This window comes from Oleiphilus sp. HI0117 (assembly GCF_001635235.1).
The window spans coordinates 1-934 of record NZ_LWGA01001334.1 but is presented as its reverse complement, the minus strand read 5'-3'; the positions used below and the strand labels follow the sequence as shown (position 1 = coordinate 934).

Below are 934 nucleotides of genomic sequence, written 5' to 3'. Positions count from 1 at the left end.
AAACCAAAGCTACGAAGTACTCGCAAATGAAGAAAATAGCGAATACAAACTTTACCTTGAGGACTTCATTAATAGCTTTAAAGGCCTGCAATCTAAATCTATTGACGCTAGTGGTAACCCAATTTTATCTGACCTTTCAGCTGACGAGGAAGCCGTCCGCGACTTTATATTGCAACAGATCAGCGCAGATATGAACTACACACTAGATGACGAGGGAACCGTAGAATCAGCAAACAACCCCCTAGATTTTATGGAAAACCTTATTGCTGCCATCGACAGCGAAAAACTTGTTCAAACATTCGTCGAAGCTAAGGAGCAAATGTCCTCCGCAATCAGCAGCGATGACGGACACTGCACCTACAGCAATGATCAGATAGAGTTTCTCCGTGAAGATGACTCATTCAATATTCTAGATCAGTTTAGCGCCTCATTGGACCTGACTTACATCCCTTCAGCCTTTGTCGAAATAGATAATAAGGTTGATCAAACCGTTCTAATAGCTTTCGACCAAGATCCGACTGTGGAAACAGATGATGAAATTCAATTTGCCGCTCTAGACCGGATCGCGCCTGAAAATTTCAAAGAGTCCGGATTCAGTGAAGCGAAAGTAAGGCAGATCAAGGTAATCCATCAAGAACCACCCCAAATTCTTACTGTCGACGAAGACTACCTGGAGTCAAAATATGGCACTCTGGGGTACGCCCTATTAAATCAAACATGCCTCGATGATGATGAAGAAAATGTCGTCACATGCCCTGACGGCTCGATTACCAAAGAAATCGAGCACCCTGCTTGCTTCGACCTTATTGACGATGATGGTGACTCACTAACAGAGCACGATGAAGCCGACGAGCGAAATACTGTCATCTCCAACTCATTCACAATTGGCGATGGCAGTAATGATGCGCTGACAGACTTGCAGCGCTTAAAAGTA

General features: G+C 44.0%; 1 protein-coding gene. It reads left to right on the top strand.

From position 1 onward, the window contains the following. The coding region (locus A3757_RS27275) for a hypothetical protein (RefSeq protein WP_197470250.1) at window positions 1–934 on the top strand (934 nt) is incomplete at both ends.